This is a genomic window from Echinicola rosea (genome assembly GCF_005281475.1).
Lineage (GTDB): Bacteria > Bacteroidota > Bacteroidia > Cytophagales > Cyclobacteriaceae > Echinicola > Echinicola rosea.
Genome location: NZ_CP040106.1, coordinates 2,935,201 through 2,958,821 on the forward strand (window position 1 = coordinate 2,935,201; position 23,621 = coordinate 2,958,821).

Annotated in this window: 23 protein-coding genes, 1 tRNA gene and 1 riboswitch; of the genes, 12 read left to right on the forward strand and 12 right to left on the reverse strand. The window is 43.8% G+C overall.

The window, feature by feature from the left end; all coding sequences use genetic code 11:
• The first annotated feature begins 56 nt into the window (after positions 1-56).
• Entirely contained in the window at positions 57-314 is a 258-nt protein-coding gene (locus tag FDP09_RS11810; protein WP_137402858.1) for a hypothetical protein, read from the forward strand.
• A 330-nt stretch (positions 315-644) separates the two neighbouring features.
• Positions 645-1,877, forward strand: a complete 1,233-nt coding sequence (locus tag FDP09_RS11815; protein ID WP_137402859.1) for an IS4 family transposase — start codon at positions 645-647, stop codon at positions 1,875-1,877.
• Positions 1,878-2,239: 362 nt separating this feature from the next.
• On the opposite strand, the gene FDP09_RS11820 is transcribed toward FDP09_RS11815, so the two are convergent.
• Together FDP09_RS11820 and FDP09_RS11825 are read right to left on the reverse strand one after the other, a co-directional pair.
• A complete protein-coding gene (locus FDP09_RS11820; RefSeq protein ID WP_137402860.1) occupies positions 2,240-2,878 on the reverse strand; it encodes a class I SAM-dependent methyltransferase in 639 nt (212 codons plus the stop codon).
• Positions 2,879-2,939: 61 nt separating this feature from the next.
• On the reverse strand, positions 2,940-3,788 hold the full coding sequence (locus FDP09_RS11825; RefSeq protein WP_137402861.1) for an AraC family transcriptional regulator: 849 nt from the start codon (positions 3,786-3,788) through the stop codon (positions 2,940-2,942).
• Positions 3,789-4,193: 405 nt separating this feature from the next.
• Between FDP09_RS11825 and FDP09_RS11830 the strand changes: the two genes are divergently transcribed.
• The 3 genes from FDP09_RS11830 to FDP09_RS11840 all read left to right on the forward strand — a co-directional run bounded on the left by FDP09_RS11830 (position 4,194) and on the right by FDP09_RS11840 (position 6,214).
• Positions 4,194-4,847 carry a hypothetical protein gene (locus tag FDP09_RS11830; RefSeq protein WP_137402862.1) on the forward strand — a complete coding sequence of 218 codons (654 nt, stop codon included), beginning with the start codon at positions 4,194-4,196 and terminating at the stop codon, positions 4,845-4,847.
• A 192-nt stretch (positions 4,848-5,039) separates the two neighbouring features.
• A complete protein-coding gene (locus FDP09_RS11835) occupies positions 5,040-5,576 on the forward strand; it encodes a dihydrofolate reductase family protein (RefSeq protein WP_137402863.1) in 537 nt (178 codons plus the stop codon).
• A 62-nt stretch (positions 5,577-5,638) separates the two neighbouring features.
• The gene (locus FDP09_RS11840; protein ID WP_137402864.1) at positions 5,639-6,214 is read left to right on the forward strand and encodes an AAA family ATPase; all 576 of its coding nucleotides are present in this window, start codon (positions 5,639-5,641) and stop codon (positions 6,212-6,214) included.
• Between the two features lie 51 nt (positions 6,215-6,265).
• Here FDP09_RS11840 and FDP09_RS11845 read toward each other — a convergent pair whose 3' ends face one another.
• The 4 genes from FDP09_RS11845 to FDP09_RS11860 form a co-directional block, all read right to left on the reverse strand.
• On the reverse strand, positions 6,266-6,598 hold the full coding sequence (locus FDP09_RS11845; RefSeq protein WP_137402865.1) for a site-specific integrase: 333 nt from the start codon (positions 6,596-6,598) through the stop codon (positions 6,266-6,268).
• Between the two features lie 12 nt (positions 6,599-6,610).
• A complete protein-coding gene (locus FDP09_RS11850; RefSeq protein ID WP_137402866.1) occupies positions 6,611-6,820 on the reverse strand; it encodes a phage integrase SAM-like domain-containing protein in 210 nt (69 codons plus the stop codon).
• A 277-nt stretch (positions 6,821-7,097) separates the two neighbouring features.
• A tRNA-Pro gene (locus FDP09_RS11855) sits at positions 7,098-7,171 on the reverse strand.
• Between the two features lie 160 nt (positions 7,172-7,331).
• Positions 7,332-8,288 carry an aldo/keto reductase gene (locus FDP09_RS11860; protein ID WP_137402867.1) on the reverse strand — a complete coding sequence of 319 codons (957 nt, stop codon included), beginning with the start codon at positions 8,286-8,288 and terminating at the stop codon, positions 7,332-7,334.
• A 316-nt stretch (positions 8,289-8,604) separates the two neighbouring features.
• Positions 8,605-8,800: riboswitch (cobalamin riboswitch) on the forward strand.
• Positions 8,801-9,000: 200 nt separating this feature from the next.
• On the opposite strand from FDP09_RS11860, the gene metE reads away from it, so the two are divergent.
• The 4 genes from metE (at position 9,001) to FDP09_RS11880 (ending at position 13,037) form a co-directional block, all read left to right on the forward strand.
• Complete coding sequence (gene metE, locus FDP09_RS11865; protein ID WP_137402868.1) at positions 9,001-11,328, forward strand: 5-methyltetrahydropteroyltriglutamate--homocysteine S-methyltransferase; 2,328 nt, start codon at positions 9,001-9,003, stop codon at positions 11,326-11,328.
• A 54-nt stretch (positions 11,329-11,382) separates the two neighbouring features.
• Positions 11,383-11,871 carry a PAS domain-containing protein gene (locus tag FDP09_RS11870; protein WP_137402869.1) on the forward strand — a complete coding sequence of 163 codons (489 nt, stop codon included), beginning with the start codon at positions 11,383-11,385 and terminating at the stop codon, positions 11,869-11,871.
• Entirely contained in the window at positions 11,868-12,257 is a 390-nt protein-coding gene (locus FDP09_RS11875; RefSeq protein ID WP_137402870.1) for an acyl-CoA thioesterase, read from the forward strand. The genes FDP09_RS11870 and FDP09_RS11875 overlap by 4 nt, the downstream gene beginning before the upstream one ends.
• A gap of 447 nt (positions 12,258-12,704) precedes the next feature.
• Positions 12,705-13,037, forward strand: coding sequence for a hypothetical protein (locus FDP09_RS11880; RefSeq protein WP_137402871.1), 333 nt, complete (start codon positions 12,705-12,707; stop codon positions 13,035-13,037).
• A 22-nt stretch (positions 13,038-13,059) separates the two neighbouring features.
• Here FDP09_RS11880 and FDP09_RS11885 read toward each other — a convergent pair whose 3' ends face one another.
• The 3 genes from FDP09_RS11885 to FDP09_RS11895 form a co-directional block, all read right to left on the reverse strand.
• Positions 13,060-14,469 carry an alkaline phosphatase PhoX gene (locus FDP09_RS11885; RefSeq protein WP_137402872.1) on the reverse strand — a complete coding sequence of 470 codons (1,410 nt, stop codon included), beginning with the start codon at positions 14,467-14,469 and terminating at the stop codon, positions 13,060-13,062.
• Positions 14,470-14,664: 195 nt separating this feature from the next.
• Positions 14,665-15,462 carry a hypothetical protein gene (locus FDP09_RS11890; protein WP_229683524.1) on the reverse strand — a complete coding sequence of 266 codons (798 nt, stop codon included), beginning with the start codon at positions 15,460-15,462 and terminating at the stop codon, positions 14,665-14,667.
• A gap of 238 nt (positions 15,463-15,700) precedes the next feature.
• The gene (locus tag FDP09_RS11895; protein ID WP_137402873.1) at positions 15,701-17,071 is read right to left on the reverse strand and encodes an exonuclease domain-containing protein; all 1,371 of its coding nucleotides are present in this window, start codon (positions 17,069-17,071) and stop codon (positions 15,701-15,703) included.
• 188 nt (positions 17,072-17,259) lie between these two features.
• On the opposite strand from FDP09_RS11895, the gene FDP09_RS11900 reads away from it, so the two are divergent.
• Positions 17,260-17,808 (forward strand): DinB family protein, encoded by a 549-nt coding sequence (locus FDP09_RS11900; protein WP_229683523.1) that lies wholly within the window; start codon positions 17,260-17,262, stop codon positions 17,806-17,808.
• A 137-nt stretch (positions 17,809-17,945) separates the two neighbouring features.
• Positions 17,946-18,923, forward strand: coding sequence for a biotin synthase BioB (gene bioB, locus FDP09_RS11905; protein ID WP_137402874.1), 978 nt, complete (start codon positions 17,946-17,948; stop codon positions 18,921-18,923).
• Positions 18,924-19,054: 131 nt separating this feature from the next.
• Here bioB and FDP09_RS11910 read toward each other — a convergent pair whose 3' ends face one another.
• Complete coding sequence (locus FDP09_RS11910) at positions 19,055-20,734, reverse strand: AMP-binding protein (protein WP_137402875.1); 1,680 nt, start codon at positions 20,732-20,734, stop codon at positions 19,055-19,057.
• A gap of 425 nt (positions 20,735-21,159) precedes the next feature.
• Between FDP09_RS11910 and FDP09_RS11915 the strand changes: the two genes are divergently transcribed.
• A complete protein-coding gene (locus FDP09_RS11915) occupies positions 21,160-22,362 on the forward strand; it encodes a hypothetical protein (RefSeq protein ID WP_137402876.1) in 1,203 nt (400 codons plus the stop codon).
• A 105-nt stretch (positions 22,363-22,467) separates the two neighbouring features.
• On the opposite strand, the gene FDP09_RS11920 is transcribed toward FDP09_RS11915, so the two are convergent.
• Positions 22,468-22,986, reverse strand: a complete 519-nt coding sequence (locus FDP09_RS11920) for an acyl-CoA thioesterase (protein WP_137402877.1) — start codon at positions 22,984-22,986, stop codon at positions 22,468-22,470.
• 93 nt (positions 22,987-23,079) lie between these two features.
• Positions 23,080-23,595, reverse strand: coding sequence for a DinB family protein (locus tag FDP09_RS11925; RefSeq protein ID WP_137402878.1), 516 nt, complete (start codon positions 23,593-23,595; stop codon positions 23,080-23,082).
• Positions 23,596-23,621 lie beyond the last annotated feature (26 nt).

Genomic DNA, 23,621 nt, shown 5'->3' on the forward strand with positions numbered 1-23,621 from the left:
GCGGATTCAGTTAATAAGTCTCAAAAATTTATCGCTTTCTTATGACGGTCCTTGGTATGCCTGTTTTCCAGCCAATGGTGGAGGCCGTTAAGAAGGGGAGTTGGCTCGCGTCGTGGAACAGTGAGACCCACTTGCTTTTAGGCCGTAGTCATCGGATGGAAATTAAAATGGGTGACGGATCCACGTCGCATGAGAAATCCATGTCCCATTTTAAAGGGCAGACCACCGGCCTAGATTTTTTCAATAAAAATCCTGAAATGTTATGGACCAAGCAACATTTCTGGGGTATGAAGAATTTCTGCATGTATTTTTGAAATTCACTTTTCTCACGATGACTTAAAATGGATTTTAATGGCAATTGGTAATCAATAGAATCGTCATGAATGCTAAAAACCTCAGTTCGATTATAAAACCGTCACTGCGAGGCTTAGCGGTAGGCCTGAGCGGATGGAAGCCGTGGCAGCTCGCCGCGGCGAGTTGCCACACCCTTTTCCAATCCACATCCTCCTTAAAAGGGTTCGCAATTACGCTTTTTATATTAAAAATCATTGGTGTCCGGTAAAAAATAAATGAAAGAGGGCCAGTCCATTGCTGAACCAGCCCATTGTGGCTACTTTTGAGTTACGACACAAAAAAGTTAAGCCATGGGCAAAAGTAGTAATTTTAGCGGACAGCCGATATTCAATCAGTTAATAAAGTTCATTGACAAGGGGGAGGTAAGGGAGATAGCCCGCAGGCATAATGCGGAGCGTTATGTGAAGAAGTTCACGACTTATAACCACTTGATAGTAATGCTGTTTGTAGCATTTGAGGGCTATCATTCCATTCGTGAGACACTTGTCGGTTTGTTGGCCAATGCCCATAGATTGGCCCATTTGGGTCTGAACTATGTGGTAAGGCGGAGTACGTTATCAGAAGCCAACAAACGACGTGTGAGCGATGTGTTCGCCGATATATACATGAGTGTGTACCAAAGGCATGGTGACAGTTTAACGGACAGCCGGTTGAAGGATGCTGATATGAAGAGGCTCTATATTATGGATTCTACCACCATTAGTCTGTTCAAGGATATTCTCAAGGGAGTAGGCAGGAACCCGAAAACGGGCAAAAAGAAAGGAGGTATTAAGGCCCACACCATCATCAGGGCGAGTGACCATGTTCCTTATCTTGTCCGTTACAGTGCGGCTGTCCGACATGACCATACCTTCCTGAATGAGGTTTTCAACCTGCCCGGGGGCTCTATCATCACTTTTGATAAGGGATATGTGGATTATGGAAAATATGAGGTCCTGACCGAAAGCGGGATATGGTATGTGACCAGGTTAAAAGACAATGCTGTCTATCAGGCCCGAAAGGAGTTTAATATTCCTGATCGGGCAGATTCCGGAGTACTCAAGGATGAAGAAATCATCTTACGATATGGCAAGAACAAGCAACAGGAGCACCGTTCCAGGAGAATAGCCTATTGGGACAGCAAAAGTGAACGCCCGTTTGAGTTCATTACCAATAATTTTGAGATGGCAGCAGAGAAGATAGCACTCATCTATAAAAGACGCTGGCAGATAGAGCTATTATTCAAACAGCTTAAGCAGAACTTCCCTTTAAAGTACTTCTTGGGCGACAATGAAAATGCCATAGAAATACAGATATGGTCGGCCATGTTGGCCAATCTCCTTTTGACCTTGATCAAAAGCCAGGTCAAAAGGAAATGGGCTTTCTCCAACTTGGTATCCCTGGTCAGACAGCAATTAATGAATTATATCAGCTTGTATAGGTTCCTGGAGGATCCGGAAGGAAGCTGGAGAGCCATCATACAAGAAGATATTTTGAAAAATCAAAACACACTGTTCCCTGAGATGAGGGGGGCTTGCCCCTGACGAAAAATAAATAACCACTTTGTAATCAAGAGGTTGAAAATTGAATTTAACTAATATCCGGGTTTACCGGACAACAATGATTAAAAATAAGTCGAGCTCAGGTTAAAACTTTAAACCCTTAAGCAGGTTATTTCACCATGGGTTCCAATCTATGGCTATGCATGTGACGTCCTTCCGGGACTGGCTTAATGTCAAATACCAAATTCTGTTTAATTCACCTCTCCGCAGCTTTTTTGCCTGATCAAATATTGTTGTTGGATGATGGGATTGATAAGAAAGCTGTATGTCTCAGCTGGATTTTCAGGTTTTCAGGGTAAAGTGTGGGAAGTAACCTCCCCATTCTATATGGGAAGGTTCGAAGTTCATGACTGTTTTTTACCCACAAACCTGATCACGGCACCTTTTCCGTTATGATAAACACCTTCCTGCAGTGGGATTTCTGTTTCCACTAGTGTTTCTATTTCATAGCCTTTAAAGTCATTTAGCAGTTCCTCTTTGGAAAATAACATTGCTTTCCCTTTTGGCCCGCCTACTTTTGGATTGGCCTGAACCAGAGGAAGGTGTGCTTTACTGAATGCTTCGAATATGAGGGTGCCTCCCGGTTTCAACCATTCACTCAACTTTTTATGTAATATTGATTTTTTAGCCGGTGAAAAATGCGCGTAAATCAATGCGATTACATCAAAGGAAGATGTGCCAAAATCCAAATTTTCAAGATCACCTACCAGGTAATTAATGGCTACATTTCTTTCTGATGCCAGTTTCAGAGCCTTGTGTTTCGCTTCAATGCTCAAATCAAGCGAAGTAACCTGCCAGCCTAATTCTGCAGCATAAACACCGTTTCTTGCTTCTCCATCTGCAGGTAAAAGTATAGTAGCTGGTTTTAGCTTTTGGATTTCACCTTGAAAAAAACGATTGGGTTTTTTTCCGTAGGCGTATTCCGTTTTTCCATAACGGTCATCCCATAACTTTTTGTATTCTTTATCAAATGAATTGTTCATATAACAAAGTTAATGTAGGTTAATCGAATGGAAATAGGATAAAAATGAAGTTGTGCAGGACTTATTTAAACTTCTCTCTGTAACCCTCGGGAGTAAATCCTATGTGTTTTTTGAAAAAACGGATAAAATAGGAGGTATCATCGTACCCTAGGCTATGGGCAATTTCTGTTATTTGATTGTTTGTCCCCAGCAGGCTCCTTTTTGCTTCAAGTAAGATTTGCTCGGTAATGATTTTTGAACAGGTTTTTCCAAGCGTTTCTTTGGTTATTTTATTGAGTTGAAACGGTGAAAGGTGCATCAATTGTGCATAATCGGCTACTTGTTTATGGCTTGTAATGTTGCGCTGCAAAAGCTCCAAAAGTTCTTCAAGTCGGTCTTGTTCATATAGGCTGGCATTTGAAACCTCTTTGGGAAACGTGCCATGCCTTAAAATTTCAATGAAAAGGACTTTTAAGTTTGCTTTGATTGCTTCCAGATACCATTCCCGGTTTTTAGAGTATTCCTCATAGATGTTAGCGAGAAGGGAATACGGTTTCTGGAATTTACCGCCATCCAAGTGACAGTAGTTTCTGTAGCTGATTTTACGGAGTAAGAGGTGTTCAGGTCCTTCTTTGGTGGAATAAAAATCCCGATTAAACTGTATCAAATATCCAGTACTGCCCTTTTTAAGGGTGAGTTGGTGCACTTGTCCAGGACGTATAAAGTAAACGGTATTTTTATGGACAGGGTATGATGTGAAATCAATCAGATGTTCGCCACTTCCGTCCTTCAGAAACAACGCAAAAAAGAAATTGTGCCTGTGTGCCTTCTGAACCATGTCATTGTCAGAAAGCAAACTCTCCAGCTTTATGATATTAAAGCTTTTTGTAGAATGTGGTTCTTTGATTTGCCTGACTGGAATCTTTTCCATCGAAGTTTGATTGGGCTTTCCGGGTGAAACCAATATTGCGTATCCACGTGGTTTATGCCAGCACGTTTTGGAAAGGTATCTATAAATATCTAAAACTTCATTCAAAACTAAATAATCCCCGGGACAAATTAAACCACCTTACGGAATGTGGTTGTCTTATCAGCATCTTCCTTGATATGCATTTCGGTACCATTCTTGGAATATTTACTGGTTAAAAAGCTCGATTAATCAATTCGTTGCTTCGTAAAGCTCCCTATTTCAACGGAAGGGCGGTCAGCGCATTATCTTCAGTTCAATTTATATAATGTAGCGCAAAGGAGGGTGTACAGGGGCGCACAAAGAGTGTCCAAAAGTGGATAATTGATCAGTAGCCCAACGAAGTGACAGTAACAAAAAAGTATGGAAATGAATAAAAAACACATCATCCACGGTATCTGCCTGTTGGCCATCGGCTACCTTTCTTACCACTATCCATTGTTTGCCTTTTTGCTACTGGCACTGGTGTTTGCTGTTTTGCTGTATATGGTGGTCTTCGGCGTTGTTATGCTGATAAGCAAGAAGTTTGCTTGGCGACGTCTTACAACGGCATTCGCCATTCTGGCCATGGCCTTGGCTGGACTGGTGTTAGGGCTTTTCAAGCCAATGCCCGAGTCAATTATCCGTTCGGGTACGATTGGGGAGGACCTGCGATACGCCCATGGGACCGACCAAGGGGACAGGATGAACCTCAAGTTTTACTTGCCGCCATTTAAGGCGCAAATGAAGTTGCGTGACAGCCTGCGTCTGGTCCAGGTCAGGCAATTGGTCGATATGGGGCAGGTTGAGCGGCCCAGGGACAAATTCCATGCGGCCTTTATCCTTCATCACAACCCCATGAAGGACAGTTCACTATATGAACTTGCCCATACACTTGCCCTTCAGGCTGCTGAGGCCCCGGCGTTGGCGGATGACTATCAGGTACAATGGCTGGCCAAAGCCACCTACGACCGGTGGATGCTTTCCACTGGGCGCCCCCAAAAATTCGACACCCAGGGAGGGGTGAGCCTTTCCATTGAATAGCATTCGTGACTGTTGCGATAATACCATTAGGGCCTACCGGTTTTAGGGCATGCCCACATGGTCATTGTCCGTTAAGTTTAATTTGCTTTGGGAGGAAAGGGACAAAAATGTTTGTCAATTAAAATGTGACAGTTGATGACCATAATTTGTCCAAGTGCCTGAAGATTGGTTTTTTTGGGCAAAACAAGCACTATGAGAAAACTTTGCCTTTTTATAGCTACCAGCCTGGATGGATTTATTGCCGGCCCTCATGATGACCTTAGTTTTCTGTCCATTGTAGAAAAGGAAGGGGAAGATTATGGCTATGCCGCATTCACAGAAACGGTGGATACGGTCATCGTGGGGAGAAAGACGTATGATTATGTACTGCAGCACATTGGTCCTGCACATTATGATAACGGCGAACGGGATGTTTTTGTCATTACCAGAACGGCCAGGCCAGCCGAGGGTAAGGTGGCCTTTCATTCCAATGGGCTGGTTGAATTGGTGAGAAAGCTAAAGGGCGGGGAAGGAAAGGACATTTACTGTGATGGAGGTTCAGAAATCATTAATGAATTGTTGAAGCACGACCTGGTAGATAAAATGACCATTTCGGTCGTGCCCATTCTGCTCGGTGAAGGGACCAGGCTGTTCAAGGAAGGAAGACCTGAACAACGGTTTGAACTGGTAAATGCCCAACCATTTGACACGGGTCTCGTACAGCTGGTTTACAAGCGTAGGTATCTGTGAAAAGACGAACGAGATGGGGATGTCCTTTTATAATTTCCGAGTAAACACAAATTTTAAAAAAAATGGAAAGGCCAAGGATACAAAACAACTTTTATGTCATCACAGGTGGCCCCGGGGTGGGGAAAACAGCACTCTTGCAGGAGCTAAGGAAAAGGGGGTATAAAACGGTCCCTGAAATCGCCCGTGAACTGATACGTGAACAGCAGGCAAAGGACGGCAATGCCCTTCCCTGGCGGGACAGGGAATTGTATAGGGACATCATGTTTGAACGTTCCGTTATGGGTTTTAAGGAAGCCTGTAATAGGGAGGATAAGCTGACCCCGATCTTTTTTGACCGGGGATTTTTGGATGCGATATGCTACGGGGAACTTATCCAGTCACCCATAAGTAAAAGGATGCAGGCTTATGCCAAAAAATGGAGGTATAATCCAACGGTATTTATCCTTCCGCCTTGGAAGGAAATCTACCAAAAGGACAGTGAACGGAAACAGGATTGGGCGGAAGCTGTCCATACTTTTGATAGGATGTTGGAGACCTATTCTGGTTTTGGTTATAAGGTCATTACAGTGCCCAGGAAACCGGTTCAATGGAGGGCAGATGTTGTTTTGGAACATATAGGAAGACTTAGGGGAAAATAAGTGTGCTGGCCAGTAGAGCTTGGAAAATATTGTTTTTTTATGCCTACTAATTTAAAGATCACCGGGAGTCCATGAAGGGATAACACCGTTATAAACCTCCAAGTTATGATCATTGAACACTGCGCAGGGTTGGGACGGATCCGAGCGGAGGTCAGGGCAATCCTCCGCATCAGAGCCTCTGGGCATTGTCAATGCCTCTACTAAAGAAACGTACCGCTGTGGACCTGAAAGTGATTTTCTCGGGGCCATGAAGGTGTTACTACTTAGGGCCTCTACTTCACAGGAAACCAGACCCATGTAACAACTGAACACAAACAGATCCCTGACCCAGTCCAGTCGGGGAATGGAAAATTTCTTTGATTCAATTCTGGACAGTTCTTCCATTTCCAGAAATTGTCACTGGACCTTTTTATACCTGAACTTATAATTGAGAAAGGGATCCTTTTTTATCCATTCCATTCTAAAGGCCAAGGTCATGAGCTTTTTCAACCTGATAAGGTGTTTCATCACCCCGTTGTTTGCCACCGGTCTACGACGGTGGTCTTTGGGCTTAAAAGTCCTCAGGTGGTGTTCGTACTCCGTAATGAATTTGTAATTTTCATACAATTTTTAAGGTTAGTTATGGAAACCATAAAAAGGGTCCCAAAAGTCAATGTTTTTATGCCCAAAATGGCCCAAAAACACCCGAATTTAGAGATCAGGAAACTTCTGTAGGTCAGTGATTTATGTTCTAAAACGGGACCCAAAATAGGAAATTATTTTGGCTCACCGAATAGGTCTCATTTTCTTTGAAATTGTATGTGGTTTTTTGCTATGTAAAAAACAAAAAAACCTTCAAATCATACGATTTGAAGGGTTTTGGTGGTAAATGTACCCGTTTTCGTCGGAGTGGCGGGATTCGAACCCACGACCCCTTGCACCCCATGCAAGTACGCTACCGGGCTGCGCTACACTCCGATTCACGTTTGGATAGTTTAGAATACTAGCTCAAACTTTCACTATATCACTTCCCAGTCCCAAGTGGAATACATTCTGGGGTGTCTAATGCCATTTGGCAATTATAGTGGTGCAAAGAAAACAGAATTTTCAACTATTTCAAAAAATATCATAGGCTTTTCTAACTCCATTCAAGTTGTGATCGCTCCTGCCAATAATCTTTAGGCATTACGGCAAATCTAGAGAGGGTGTCCAATTCATCTTCGGAAAGCTGGAAAGTATTGGCCTTTAGGTTTGCTGTCAACTGAGAAACTGTGCTGGCCCCGCTCAGGACATAGGCAGGATGGATCTTGTCCATGCAGAATCGAAGTGCAATGGCATCAATGCCCACTTGGTATTTGGCAGCTAGTTCTGAGAGGTAAGTATAGGCTTTTTTGTAATGAGGATAAGCGTCATTAGGGAATATTCGTCCATTTGCCAATGCTTCTTTGACGATAATTTTTACCCCGTTTGTTTGAGCATGTTCGAGGAAGGGGAGGGTGGATTGTTCCAGTACATTAAATGTCACTTGAAAAGTTTCAAACAAAGGCGTGTCGTCCACAGCGATGTCCATTGCTTGTTCCAGTACCTCTTGTTGCTCCGCACCGCTCGAACTCAGTCCGATAAGGATCTCTGAGGAACGTTTGATCTCAGCCAATTTCTCCAAAACGGCTTCGTCCTCCAGCACGCCAGATGCTATCGTGGCCGAATGGATATGGTAAATGCCAAGTGCGGGACACAATTTCTGGGAATAGCTCCACTGTTCTTCCAGTTTTTCCAAGCTGTGTTCTTTGATTTCATGTTTGCCTTCATAGCCCAGCTTCCAATCAGCGGCATAGGTGTAGCCCCATTTGGACCCGAACATGACATCTTGGTGCTTTCTTGTTTGGTGCCAGTTCAGTAAGAACGACTCTCCCTTTCCATAGGATGCAGCCGTATCAAAATACCTTATGCCGGATTTATAGGCTTCATCCAAGACGTTGAGGGTGTGACGAAAGAATGCAGCTTCAGACTTTTCTCGTTGGTCTGATGGGTTGATATTGATGTATTCAGGTCGGCCAAGTGCCGCCATCCCTAGTCCGATTTGTGTAGTAGTCATTCGTTTGAAATTAGACGGTGGTTACGTCCCTAATTTACGAAAAACATGTGTCAAACCTAAGCCGAAAATATTTGGACAGATCAGATCGTCCAGGTTTCTTCAGGCCGTAAAAACAGAAAAATTACTTTTAACACTATGAAGTTATAAAAAGCCTAAGACCGAGCCGAGTCGAGGTCCAACGCCTAGCCTTCGACTCCGCTCAGGTTGACATCTCACTACTAGCAGTTTAGAAGCTATTTCCCTGGCCGTAAAAATTATTTCTACGCTAAATCCAATTCTTATCCCTATATTTGCAGCCAAAGTTCTTTTCATATTTACCTCAATAACCAATATAGGTCGCCGACTACGGTCGGGGATAATAGGGAACCGTGTGAAAATCACGGGCTGTCGCGCAACTGTGAGTGACTAAAAAGTTCTTGCCCTTGGTTGTCCACTGTTCTGATCTCTTTCAGAATGGGAAGGACGGCAAGAATGTCATGAGCCAGGAGACCTGCCTGTATTGACTTATCCATCTCGTGTGGATAGGGGTGACAATGCTTTCGCGATTTGAAGCTACTGTCAGGTACACACGCTTTTCCTTTCTTCTCTGGGAGTCATATGCCCAAGGGAAAAGTATGTCTATTTTTCAGTCTCTTCATATCATTCCAAAAGCATTGTAAAGTGTGGCGAAGGGCTTTTGACGAATTATTTATCACGTTAAAAGTTTAAAACTATGCTAACGCACAATCTTGGCTACCCGCGAATTGGTAGCAAAAGACAATTAAAAAAAGCCTGTGAGGCTTACTGGGCCGGTAAAATCCCGCTAAATGACCTTAAGAAAACTGCTGAGGAAATTCGGGAGACCAACTGGAAGTTGCAGCAGGAAGCGGGATTGGACCTGATTCCTTCAAATGATTTCTCTTTTTATGATCAGGTATTGGACATGGCATTTACAGTAGGGGCCATTCCCGAGCGGTACCATGAAATTCTCACCGAACAGAAAAAACCGGAAATTGACCTGTATTTTGCGATGGCTCGAGGCTATCAAAAGGAAGGGCTTGACATTATTGCGATGGAAATGACCAAATGGTTTGACACCAATTATCATTATATCGTTCCGGAGTTTACCAAAGGCCAACAGTTCAAACTTTTTTCCACAAAAGTTCTTGATGAATTTAAAGAGGCCAAGCGATTGGGGGTCCATACCAAGCCCGTCCTATTGGGGCCGGTTTCATTTTTGCTTTTGGGGAAGGAAAAAGAGGATGGATTCCACCGTCTTGATCTGTTGAAGCAGCTATTGCCTGTTTACATCGATGTACTGAAGAAGCTGGAAGCGCTAAATGCTGATTGGGTGCAGATCGACGAACCATTTTTGGCAATGGATCTTGGTGATGACGAGAAGTCAGCGGTACAGTGGGCTTATGGAGAAATCAAAAAAGCAGTTCCTGGACTAAAAATACTATTGACCACGTATTTTGGCTCACTGGGTGATAACCTAGGGTTTGTGGCGGGATTGCCCGTTTGTGGACTTCACGTGGATTTGGTTCGCGCACCGGAGCAGCTAGATGCAGTTCTGGAGGCAATACCTCCTAATATGAGCTTATCCCTTGGTGTCGTAGATGGTAGAAATATCTGGAAAAATGATTACCAAGCATCCTTGGAACTGATCAGTAAGGCTCGTGACAATAAGCAGGACGACCGTCTGCTTATTGGTTCCAGCTGTTCATTGCTCCACAGTCCCTGTGACCTGGAGGAAGAGTCTGATGAGGAATCGTTAAGCGCAGCACTTAAAAGCTGGCTGGCTTTTGCCCGCCAAAAGGTAAATGAGATCGCTGAATTAAGGGCAATTGCAATGGACAGTTTCTCGGCGCAGCACAAAGCATTGCTGGAAGGGAACAAAGAGGCATTGCGCAGCAAAGCAACCAGCATTCAGATTCATAAGCCAATTGTACAAGAAGCCGTGGCTGGGCTTCGTCCAATACATGGCAAGCGGAAAAATTCTTTTTCAAGCCGCAAAGCACTTCAGGCTAAACACCTTGATTTGCCATACTTTGCCACTACTACCATTGGTTCTTTTCCCCAGACCAAGGAGGTACGTCAGTGGCGTTCTCAACTGAAGAGAGGAATATTGACTGAAAATCAATATGACGACAACATCAAAGCCGCCACTGAAAAAGCGATCCGATGGCAAGAAGAGATGGATTTGGATGTTTTGGTTCATGGAGAATTTGAGCGTAATGATATGGTGGAGTATTTTGGAGAAAAACTTGAAGGTTTTGCTTTTACCCAAAACGGATGGGTACAGAGTTACGGTTCCAGGTGCGTAAAACCTCCCATCATCTATGGAGATGTTTCAAGGGCTGAGCCAATGACCTTATTTTGGACGAAATTTGCCCAATCACTGACGGATAAGCCTGTAAAGGGGATGCTGACAGGACCGGTTACGATATTACAATGGTCTTTTGTCCGCAATGACCAACCGAGAAAAACTACTTGCCAGCAAATTGCATTGGCCATTCGTGAAGAGGTGAAAGATTTGGAAAATGCGGGGATTCACGTCATTCAGATTGATGAGCCTGCTTTGCGCGAAGGACTACCGCTCAGACATGCGGATTGGGACAACTACCTGCATTGGGCAGTGGAATGCTTCAGGATTTCTGCTTCGGGGGTAGAAGATATTACGCAAATCCATACTCATATGTGTTATTCTGAGTTTAATGATATCATTGAACATATTGCAGCGATGGATGCCGATGTGATTACCATCGAGTGTTCTCGTTCTCAGATGGAATTGCTGGATGCCTTTGCGGCGTTTAACTATCCCAATGACATTGGCCCTGGGGTCTATGATATCCATTCCCCTAGGGTGCCTTCTACGGCAGAGATGGTGTCCTTGTTAGAGAAAGCCAAAGCGGTAGTGCCGTATCAACAGTTATGGGTAAATCCAGACTGCGGCCTTAAGACCAGAGGTTGGGAAGAAACTGAGGAAGCGCTGAAACGGATGGTGGATGCTGCCAAAAAACTCAGGGCGGAGATGGCCACAGATGTGGCAGTATCTTAAACAATTTATTGATCCGGGCAGTTTTAGAATTGTCCGGATTTATTTGTTTGATATATGAGTTATTCTAAAAAGCAACCTTTACATTATAGTGCGCCACTGCGATCCTGGGATATTTATGCCAGTAGTTTTTTGCTGGAAGTACGCTCGGATCAAAAAGCTAAGGATCATAAGGTACTGGCATATTACAAAAGGAAATTTGGCTGGAAGTCATTTCCTGACCTGAATGTGCACGCTTATGAATCGATCGTATTGACAGATCTCAGCAAGAAGATTCTCTGGGTGAACGCTGGTTTTAGGAAGATGACACATTATACTGCCCATTACGCCATTGGCAAAAAACCAGATTTTCTGCAAGGGCCTTTAACCTCCCCTTTGGCCAAAAGGCGTATCAGGGAAAAACTAAAAGAAGAAAAGCCTTTTAAAGCCAGGCTGCTCAATTACAAAAAAGACCAGACTACCTATATTTGTGCCATTCATGTGTTTCCTTTGCAAAACAGAAGCGGAGATACCACACATCTATTGGCACTTGAAAAAGAAGAATGAACACACTTGAAGAAAAAATCAAAAAAGCAGAAACGAGGGTTTTTAAGGCTGTATTTCCCAATACGGTAAATCATTATGATACGCTTTTTGGCGGCACTGCCATGCATATGATGGATGAAGTCGCCTTTATTGCAGCGACGAGATTCAGTCGCCAGCGGATGGTGACGGTGAGTAGTGATAAGATTGATTTTACAGTTCCTATTCCTGCGGGAACAATTATTGAACTGGTGGCACATATTGTACATCTCGGCAAGACCAGCCTTAAAGTCCAAGTGGATATTTTTATCGAGCAGATGTATGAAGAGGGAAGGGAAAAAGCCATTAGTGGTACATTCACCCTAGTGGCCATTGACGATCAAAAGAAGCCCACAACAATTCTTAAGTAATAAAAGAGCCATCTCCAAAAAAGGAAATGGCTCGGGGGTAAAGTATATCTAAGGGTTAATGCTGATCAAGTTTAACCCGTTTTATCAATGTCGTTTAGTTAGTATGTGTCTGGAAATATTGGTTTAATTTTTCTAGCTAAATCCCTAGGTGGTTTTCATCTCTTTACCTTTGTTACTTTTTTGCTTCAGGTCAAAAAAGTAACCAAAAAACCCCGCCGCTACGCCACGGCGCACAGGTGTGCAGCTATTGGGCTAAAATTAAAACCTCCCCTCATGCAGGCAAACTCCTCCTTTTCTAGCTGCCAATATTCTTTTTGGCTAGTATTTCGTCAAACAAGCCTGCCTTCTTGCCCACCCGCTATTTAATTTCTTAACGCCCAATACCTGCAAGGCGAATTCAGTTAATAAGTCCCAAAAAGGTATCGCTTCCTTATTCCGGCCCTTGGTATGCCTGTTTTCCAGCCGATGGTGGAGGCCGTTAAGAAAGTGAGTTGGCTCGCGTCGTGGAACAGCGAGGCCCACTCACTTTTAGGCCGTAGCCATCGGGTGGAAATTAAAATGGGTGAGGGATCCACGTCGCAGGGTAAATCCATGTCCCATTTTAAAGGGCATACCACCGGCCTGGATTTTTTTCTTTCTTTTTTCATCAATAGCCTGCCCCGAAGGCTTTCGGGGGAAAAAAGGAAAAGGATAAAATCCACCAGGATGATCAGGTTTCCCCAGCCAAAGTCAATCAAAAAAAGGACTTTTAGGTATATGAAAAGAAGGAAATCCCCTTAACTAAACGACATTGAATGTGGGTTTAAGCCCTCTGTCCCCAAGGACCTGTAATGGCGAGGGTAAGTCCCGCTCCTTGGATATTGACGAAGTAGGTGGATCCATCAGGGGAAAATACTCCTCCGGCAAATTCTGTCCTGAAGCCTATGTTTTCGGCCAGTTTATAGTATTCGCCTTTTGGGGTGATGCCCACGACAAATGGATGCTTATCATCCTCACAGAGCAAGAGGTCTCCCCACGGAGCGATGGCGACATTGTCGCAGCTTTTTAGGATTTCTTTGTCATTAGGCTCCGCAAATAGCTCCAAAGTGCCTGGGGTGGTATGGTCATTAGGTTTGCCTTCATTGGCTCCTGGGGTGTAGCGGAATACTTGGCCAGCGGCAATTTCCCCGCCATTGGTGCAGGCAAAATAGAGCTCACCATCACCAAACCAAATGCCTTCGCCTCTCGCAAAACAAGCTGCGCCCTGCTCAAATCCCCGATGCCTCAAATCATCTTCAGGGGCATCAATGTCCTCTAGGTCAATCCAAGAGACTTTGTAAGGATGGTTTTTTTGAAACTTCGGTGTGTCCAAGTCACTCCAGTTTCTGGTATCACGGCTTTTTTCTTCCAAGATGGCCAAGGCTTGCAATCTTCCTCCATTGTACAGTTTGCCGGGTTCGTTTGGAATAAACCGGTAAAATAATCCATCACCCCGATCTTCGGTAAGGTAAACGATGCTGGTTTTGGGATCGACAGCAACAGCTTCATGGTTAAACCTCCCCATCTCTTTGATAGGAATGGCCTTGTTTAGTTTCTTGTCGGCAGAGGCATTGACTTCGAATACATAGCCATGGTTAAGGTCTAGTCTTCCATCATATGCGCCCGTCTTGACGGTGGATTCTTCGCAGGTCAACCAGCTGTTCCAAGGGGTAATGCCTCCGGCGCAGTTTCTGACGGTGCCCGCCAAGCTCAGGAATTCATCCTCTACTTCTCCTGTTTTGGGATTGTAAACCAAGGTGGTGGTGCCTCCCAGTCCTGGCAGCTTCCCTTTACCCGTTTCATAAAACAGGTCAGCCGGAACATTTGTAAATCGCTCATTTTCTTTACCAAAAGCTCCTTTTTCAAAATCGTCAGGGCTGATTTCATGGTTTCTGACGATGAGCACTTTGCCGTTTTCACCCTTAAATGTACCCATACCATCTGGGTTGCCCGGGGTGAGTAGGCCGTCGCTCATTTCTTGTCCTATTTTGGAAATGACCTTATAAGAAAATCCCTTGGGTAGGTTAAGGATGCCTTCTGGGTCGGGAAGAAGTGCGCCATACCCGGCATTAGCGTTCATGGTATTGGCAAGGGCATTGGGCTGGACAAACTGGTAAAGTCCCATAAAGCCAACAGTGGCAATGCCGGATTTTTTTAAAAAACTCCTTCGTGATGTTTTTGATAATTGTCTCATATACTTGTTTTAAACTTTCAATTTATAGCTTTCCTCCGATGAGGGGATTAAGGAGATATTGTCTTATAGTTACCTTTTTTTGATATGCCTCGCAATGCTGCAAAGGATCAAACTAAATACTGCATCTGCGGATTTTGGGCTATAAAAAAACCTGACTTTTGGAAAGTCAGGTTCGCTTCTATGTGAAGACTTAAACTACCGAATGGCCTTGATCAGGGTAGCCATATAAACCCACTTTTGGTCCCTTGAACTGAGTCCTTCTTCCATGGCTACCAGTTGTTCCTCAGAGGCTTCCATATCCTCGTATTCCATTGAATTAAAGAACTGCATGTAATTGTCGTAGAAATTTAGCGTCATATGGGTGTATTCGGCTTCACTGCCCATGGGGACAGCTGTGCGAAGAAATTTCCAGCTCCCCATCATGTTAGCCTCTACTTTCTTTTGGTGGAAGGGCTGGTACAAATCTTCTTCTACGTGTTCATACTCGTTAAATTGACCTTCTGTGGCTTTCATGAGGTCAAAGGAGGCAAGTACGCCCGGTTTCATGTCGAAGTCATCTTTTGTTTTGGCCACCACGGTCATGTACGCGCGCATGGCCAGATCACGGTTGTTCTTGATTTTCTCGACTTCTTTAGCGATTTCGATTTCGCTCATGTCACTTGAATAGGCCCGTTTGGCATAATTGATAAAATTGTCATCGGTCATGCCGTTCATCATTTTGACAGGATCATCGTAATAGGTAATAGTGACATATTGGAAGCCACCTTGGTCAGGCCCTGACTGTAATGACCATAAATCCCAACCTTGAACATCTCCTTGTTTTACCGCTTGCTGGTAGATTTTTTCCAGGAAATCCTTGTTCTCGGAATAATCAACCATTTGGCTTGAAGATACCTTGATGAATTCTATCACCAAGTACTGTGAGCTTTCCTGCGCTACAGCGCTGCGGTACATTAAAGCGAAAACCAGAACGAAATAAAACAACTTTTTCATATTGTAGGTATTTTGGGTTCACAAAATAATTTCTTTAATCTCTTACTATTAATATAATCATTTATTTGGTGTTTGAGAAAAATTGTTGATATTTTTATGATGAAATTTTATCAGAATGTATTTGGTGTTGGGAATATTCTGATTTGTCAAAATTTATTCGATTTTGTTACGTTATTTAGAATAAACCTTTCCTAAAAAGCATGATGTGGTAAGTCATATGGAGGGGCAAGGAAGGGAGCTAAGAGAGTATTTTGACCTTTTTCGTTAAGGTTTTGGTGAGGTATTGGCTGAGAATTGATGATGTGTCGCCAACAGGCTTTACCATTTCCAGGTGTTCGATCACTTCCTCATCCGTTTCGAATTCGGTATCGCTGTCAATAAAGCCATAGGCTTTTAACACACCTTCTTCAAAATAGATAGCTGCCTGTTCACGCGGGTGGCGTCCTTTTTCACGTATCAGGAGGCGGCTTTTTTCTTGGTTGATTTCTTCCAGCCATTGTTGGACGCGGGAATTGTAGGATGAAGGAGTCTCTTTTCCACAACAAGCCCCAAGACAAGATCCAATGGAATAGTCAAAACAGGCGGAAGGTGATTTTTGTACGCTGCACAGTTTTGGACAAAGCTGGTGTTTTTCTATTTTTTCCAGCAGGTATGCCCAGGCATCATGATGGGAATGGAAGGCGAGCAGCGGTTTGGCAAAACGGTTGATCTTAGCTACTTGGAAGCGTTCGAATCCGGCTCCATCTTGGTACCGATATATTCCCCAAGGGGAGCTTTTTGCTTTTTGGGCACGGTTATATTTTGGCCAATGGCGCTTAATTTCGAGTGCTTCCAACAACAGGGCAAGGAATTCGCTGCCGGTTAATTGGAAGCTGATATCGTGGATTGCCGTTTTCATGCCCTGTTTGCCTTTCCCAGCTCCAGAAAAATGTCCCTTGAAGCGGTTACGGATATTGAGCGCTTTGCCTACGTAAATCACCTTTCCGTTGGCGTCGTGGAAGTAATAGACTCCGATATGCTCCGGTAAAGAGAGGAATTGCTCTTTGGAGATATTGGGCGGTAAAAATGCTTCTCCCGAATTTCGCTTGAGCAGTTGTTCCATGATCCCTTCTTGGTCTGGATGAACCAGTTTGGAGAACAGTTTAGCGGTGGCCTCTGCATCGCCGAAGGCACGGTGGCGGGATTTGATTTCAATGTTCTTGTGTTCACATATGCTGCCAAGGCTATAGGATCTCAGCCCCGGAAAAATTTTCCTGCTCAACCTTACCGTGCACAGTCTTGGCCGGTCAAATGCTTTTCCAATTCGTTCAAATTCGGATCGGATAAATTGGTAGTCGAAGTTGACATTGTGTGCCACAAAAATTTTATCTTCCAGAAAAGTATATAGCTCTTCGGCAATATCTTCAAAATAGGGTGCTCCCTCCACCATTGACTGGTCGATACCTGTCAAACCAGTGATGTAGCCGGGGATTTCACAATCAGGGTTGATCAGGGTTTGGAAAGTTTCCAGTACCTGATGGCCATCGTGGGCTACTGCTGCCACTTCTGTGATACGGTGCCTTTTTCCGTAACCTCCTGTTGTTTCAATATCTACAATGGCGTATTTCATTCCTTGGGATTGAGGTGCCGGGGCATCTCATTTAATGCGGCAAGATGTACTTGCTTATGGTGATTTGTTGTAGTCTTAAATTTACGTTTCAATTTTAATGAATTGTCAATCATTATAACGAATTTTGACTGAAATTGTCCCAAAATATTAACAAGGCGGGAGCCAAAAGGTTTTTTGACCCTTTAACCATGATGACAAATAAAATAGATCAATGGAAAGGTAGTCTGGCGACTACCACGCAGGATTTCAAGGATGCATTTCAGCGCCTAAATAAGGATGAACTGTATCGAAAACCCAATCCCGATACGTGGAGCATTGCTGAGAACATCCAGCACCTTATTGTGATCAATAAAAGTTATTTTCCGATTTTCGAACAGATCGTGGAGGGAAGCTACCAAAAGCCATTTATAGGCAATATTGGTTTCTTGAACCGGGCGCTTGGGAATATGATTTTAAAATCCGTGGCACCCGATAATGCTAAAAAGATCAAGACCATCCCGGTTTGGAAGCCTGAAAAATATGAGGAGCACAGACAAGAGGAATTGTTGGAGGTGTTTGAGAAGCATCAGAAAACGCTTACGGATTGGATTGATCGACTAAAACCGGCACTGGAAAAGGGACAGGTCATCCATTCGCCAGCAAATAGGTTAATTGCCTATCCGTTGGATATGGCTTTGGACATCATCACTACCCATGAGAGAAGACATTTAAAGCAGGCAAAGCGCATTTTGGAGTGATCAGCGGCAGAAGAAAAATGACTGTCTGTCAATTGGATAGACAGAATTGGTGTGTTTAAACTATGGAAATACACGGTATCCTTACTAAATTATTATAATTTTAAAGTTTATTAAGCTTTCAATCAAATCATAATTTGATGACTGAAATTAGAAACAACTGGACAAGACAAGAAATCAAGGAGATCTTTGACGCCCCGATCATGGAGCTCATGTATAAAGCGGCTACTGTACACCGTGAATTTCACGATCCGCAGGAAGTACAAGTATGCACCTTACTTTCTGTAAAAACCGGGGGTTGCCCTGAGGATTGTGCCTATTGCCCTCAGGCGGCACGGTACCATACAGACGTAAAAGTGCACAAACTTCTTGATGTAGAAGAGGTGATCAATAGGGCAGCAGATGCGAAAGCGGCAGGAAGTACCCGTTTCTGCATGGGAGCAGCTTGGCGCGAAGTACGAGACAATAGGGACTTTGACAAGGTACTAGACATGGTGAAAGGGGTGAATAATATGGGAATGGAAGTATGCTGTACCCTGGGCATGCTATCAGAAGATCAGGCCAAAAAGCTGAAAGATGCTGGGCTGTACGCGTATAACCATAACCTGGACACCAGTGAGGATCATTACAATGAAATCATCACGACGAGAAATTACGATGATAGATTGGATACATTGGATAATGTCCGCAAAGCGGATATTTCTGTTTGCTCAGGTGGGATCATTGGTCTTGGTGAAAATTTGGATGATCGTGTGGGGATGCTGCACACCCTGGCGACGCTTCCGTCACACCCCGAATCTGTTCCAGTAAATGCGCTGGTACCCGTAGAAGGAACTCCGCTGGAAAAGCAGGAGCGTGTTTCTGTTTGGGAAATGGTCAGAATGATCGCCACCGCTAGGATCATCATGCCAAAATCCATGGTGAGATTGTCAGCGGGGCGCGTAAGAATGAATACAGAGGAACAGGCACTTTGCTTTATGGCTGGAGCCAATTCCATCTTTGCAGGTGATAAGCTGCTGACGACTCCAAATCCTGAAGAGGATATGGACAAAAAGCTCTTTCAAACGTTAAACCTTAAGCCAAGAAAAGCCTTCAAGGATCAAGAAGTCGGCGTCTGATGAGGGAAATCCGCAATAGCAATAACCCGCATTTCATGATTTGGAATGCGGGTTTTATTGTTAATGGGAAGTGGTGCAGATACTGCATTTCACATTTACTATTCAATGTGATTTAGTGAATGAAGTTCTTTTCAAGCAGATTTTTTGATGTGGTCCTCTTTAATGATTCTGCGGAGTATTTTCCCCACATTGGACTTGGGCAATTCATCCACGAAATGAACCTCCCGGGGGACCTTGTAGTTTGTCAGGCTTTCCCGGCAGTGTTTGATGATCTCGGCAGAAGTCACAGATGGGTCATTGGGGACGACGTAGGCAATGACCTTTTCGGTGGAATGTTCGTCAGGCATGCCGATAACGCCTACTTCCATGACCTTGTCATGGGTAGCGATAGCATCTTCTACTTCATTGGGATAGACGTTAAAGCCCGATACCAGAATCATTTCTTTTTTACGATCGACGATTTTGATGAATCCATCGTCGGTAATGATGCCGATGTCCCCGGTTTTGAGCCACTCACCGAGCATGACATCATTGGTTTCTTTCGGTCTGTTCCAGTATCCCTTCATCACTTGGGGGCCTTTGATGCAGAGTTCACCTTTTTCACCATTTGACAGTTCATTACCTTCGTCATCCACTATTTTTACTTCCGTATTGGGAAGCGGGAGGCCGATCGTACCGATTCGTTCGGTGCCGTCGATGGGGTTGCAGCAGGCTACTGGGGAAGTTTCTGTAAGGCCATAGCCTTCTGCCAGTGGGGTGCCTGTGACGGTGGACCATTTTTCCGCTACGTATTTTTGGACAGCCATTCCGCCGCCTACAGATATTTTGAGGTAGCTAAAATCCAGGTTTCTAAAAGACTCTTGGTTCAGGAGACCATTGAAGAGCGTATTTACCCCAGTGATCACACTGAATTTGTGTTTACGCAAATCTTTGCAAAATGCCTTCATGTCCCGTGGATTGGTGATGAGCAGGTTGTGTGCACCGATCTTGAGCATGGCCAGGCAGTTTACCGTCAGTGCAAAGATATGATACATGGGGAGAGCTGTAACGACCAGCTCTTCACCTTCTTTCAGCTTCGGTCTCATCCAGGCAGAAATCTGTTGCATATTGGCAATGATGTTTCCATGGGTGAGTTCGGCTCCTTTGGAGACGCCCGTAGTCCCTCCGGTATATTGGAGATAGGCAGTGTCCGCTAAGTTGAGATCGACAGGGGTCAGGTTATGGTGGGCCCCGATGGAGAGGGCATCGTTGAATTTTATCGCATTGGGAAGGTTATAGGCCGGCACCATCTTTTTGATGTATTTGACTGCAAGGTTTACAATGCTGCCTTTAAAGCCACCCAGCAGGTCACCGATTTCGGTGAGAATGATGTGCTTCACATCCAGCTTGGGGAGGATTTCCTCAAGGTTGCTGGCAAAATTGGCCACAATGACCACTGCTGAGATACCGGCATCCTTAAATTGGTGTTCCATTTCGTGTGGCGTGTAGAGCGGGTTGGTGTTGACAACTACCAACCCAGCCCTTAATGCACCGAACATGGCTACGGGATATTGTAGCAAATTGGGCATCTGGATGGCTATTCGATCTCCCTTTTGGAGCTTAAGTTCATTTTGTAGGTAAGATGCAAAGTCCTTGGAGAGCCGATCTACTTCAAGGAAACTGATTTTTTTGCCCATGCATTCATAGGCTACCGCCTTTCCATATTTTTGTACAGACTCTTCGAATAATCCCGCCACACTGGAGTAGGCTTCTACATCTACTTCCTGGGGGACTGATTTGGGATAAAACTTAAACCAAGGGAAATCTTTCATCGTTCTCTATTTTGGGTTATTCTTGATCATTTGCTTATAATATGATTAATATAGTCCATTTCAATATTTTTTAAAAGGACTTTCACTTTTCTGAAATTCCCCATGAAAATCTACTAGTAAAAATATCATTTACCCTCTTCTGGGACAAATGAAATGGTTAACTAAAATGAACATTTTGTTAAATGATACGGCAATAGGGGCGTCGCAGTTTTATTGTCCTGAAGCGAAAAGTAGTAAGTAGTGAATGTTATTTTCTGTGGTTCAGTGCTTTGGGTAGGTTTGGTGAAAATCTTTCTTACAGCAATAAAATTTCCACATTCTTTTCATCTTTAATATTATTTTTGAGAAAAATTAATTTATACCGTTCACCATCATTCTTCCAACTATGGCACAAAATTGGTTTACTGGGAAGAAAATAGCTATGTATGAGACGTAATATTTACCTATTGACCCTAATGATCCTGCTAAGTGGGGTCAACGCCTTCGGTCAGACAGACAGTATTAAGGTGTCGCTGGAGCAATCTTTGAAACAAAGCCTTCTCAAAAGCATCCAAGTAAAGACCGATTCTATGGATGATCAGCTGGGAACAAAGCTCACAGACCTAGACGATCGTATCCAAATGTTGGATAAATCCCTGAGCCAAACGAGCAGTGAAACGCAAAAAATCGAAAAACTAATCGAGCGGGTAAAGCTAATTGAGGATTTTCAACAAGCCGAAAAAGATGCTGAACTGAATATCTATCAAGGAAATTACCAGTCGGCCATCATTAATTTGGTGTCTATGGAGCGGGAACTTCGGCCCCTGATTCTCTTTAGTGCAGCGAGGGATTTTTTCCAGACCTTAAACGCTATAGGCAATCCAACCCAGTACCCTGGATTCAACAACTGGTACAAAGGCTTTAAGTCCTATGTGGAAGAAAACAAAAAGGAAAATCCTTCCCTGTCCGTGGTGTCCAACTTGGTCAGCCTCACGGGAGACTTGTCGGCAGGAACTCCGATCTTCGGCACTTTCAGCCAGGCCCTGTTTATGGGGATGTCCAATTATATCGACAACCTGGGTAAGCGGGACAAAAAACTGAAAGAGCAAAGCCAGCAGATGTTTGAGCTGGTGGCGGAGCTAGGAGCCTATACCAATGACAAAAACCTGATCGAGACTGAGTGGGAAGCCATTGACACTGAATTGGAAGAATTAAAGGAACTCTATGCCCAAAATTTGGACAAAAACCTCAAGATCCTAGGGGTTGACAAAGCGGAATTTGAGCGCAGGTACAGTAATGAAAATGACGCCAACAGGCGGTATGAATACCTGAATGAACTCACCAATATCATTGCCAATAGGGTGAAAACCGAAAGGGAGGTGAATGCCAAAAACTGGAAAAATACTTTCTATAATGAAATGGCAGAAATCCAATCCCTCAAAATACGTTTTGGGGGCATTACGTTTCGTATCAGTGAAAATATCAGCAAGTATAATGGGCTCATTGACAAATACAAGGAGGCCAAGCACATCGGTCCGAGGATGAATGATTTGGAATCAAAGCTAAATAGTCTGAAAAGCGCCTTTGATACGGCTTTTAACCCGCTGGAATATATCAATGCTGCCAATAAAATGTACAAGGTGGATTAATGCCAAGGTTTGTGCCTTTGGCTGCATATATAATTGAGCCAAAACCCGCGCAAAATTGTGATGGAATATACGAATAGCCGAAGCAAGTTCTTCGGCTATTCGTATTTAATCGTTGGCTTGTAGGCGCTGCTTTAGTAGTTTGACACGCTCTACAATGGCGTGTTGACGGATGTCAAAATTATCAGAGGTAGCTTTTAGGAAATCTTTGATTGCACCCTTATGGGGTCGGATTTTGCCATCTTCTAGGCCGACGTACTTTAAAGTAGTCCAGAGGACATTTTTCAGTTCCTTTTTGCTGTCATCCGTCATGTAATATTCTAAGACCACAGTGTTTTCATCATGCCATAAAATGCGGCTCATAATACGGACCCATTCGCCTACCATTGCAGGTCGGATGTAGGAAATGTTGTGATTGTAAACGACCCAAGCGGCCTGGTACTTTTTGATCATGTCAAACATCTCCACACCATATAGCTTCGGTACTTGGTCTTCTCGGGCATTGAAGTAATAATCAAAGTACTTGGCGTTGTTGAGATGCCTTAATGGGTCACAGTCTTGAAAACGGATCAATGACCTGCTTTCGGTTTCTTTAGGGTAATGTTTATCTGGGTTGTATTCAAACATAGCTCGTCAATGTACTGGTGAAAGTTAATAAAGTTGTAACGATTGAAAGACAGGCTGCTTCAACGGTCTTTGCCTTCACTGTTTTTTATCCATTCAATATCGTTCTCTCAAAATCTGCATGTGATGCTTGAAATGTCCGGGGATGATGAACAGGAAAGAGCGGACGCTCATGGAATATTCATTAGCCGTCCCAGTGTAGGTATAGGCCTCTTCTGGTAGTGATCTAAAAAAATTACGAATGACATAACGCGTCAATTCAAAGTCTTCCAATAGCTCCGCAAGTGGCCTGTTGTTAAATTGGGCCGCTTTTACATATGCTTCTTGATCCATGCCTGGGAGTTCTTGCTTGTCCTTTCTGGCGATGGCCAAGGCCCTGAAAAGCATGACCTTTTCCGTGTCGTTGATATGGCCAACGACCTCCTTAAGGCTCCATTTTCCATCTTCGTAGCCTTTGGTGGCGTCTTCCTCCGAAACTCCTTCAAAATATTTCCTCAAATCCTCTACCTGAGAAAGCATCAGTTCCTCGACATTTTCCCCACGGACTTTCGAAACATAGGTGTCGTAGAATGGGCCATATTCGTCCACTTCTGGAATCAGTTTTTTGTTCATGTAATTATTTTTTTATTTCTGGATCA